The sequence below is a fragment of the Spirochaetota bacterium genome (assembly GCA_026414805.1).
In the GTDB taxonomy this organism is placed as follows: Bacteria; Spirochaetota; UBA4802; order UBA4802; family UB4802; genus UBA4802.
Window position 1 is genome coordinate 1 of the sequence record JAOAIH010000173.1, and the last position, 241, is coordinate 241.

At 41.9% G+C, this 241-nt stretch carries 1 protein-coding gene; it reads left to right on the plus strand.

Annotated features, from left to right (window positions below; translation table 11 throughout):
* A partial coding sequence (locus N3F66_15225; GenBank protein ID MCX8125497.1) for an excinuclease ABC subunit A occupies positions 1 to 241 on the plus strand: 241 nt, incomplete at both ends.

The following is a 241-nucleotide window of genomic DNA, read 5'->3' on the forward strand; positions in this document are numbered from 1 at the left end:
GATGGAAAAACCCGATGTGGATTTAATTGAAGGATTAAGTCCTTCCATTTCCATTGAACAGAAAACGGTACATCGCAACCCTCGGTCTACGGTCGGAACCGTTACAGAGATTTATGATTACCTGCGACTTCTCTTTGCTCGGGTAGGGACACCTTATTGTTATAAATGTGGTAAGGTTATTTCAGCACAAACGCCACAGCAGATTGTTGACAATATTTTAAAATTCCCGGAGCAGACCAAA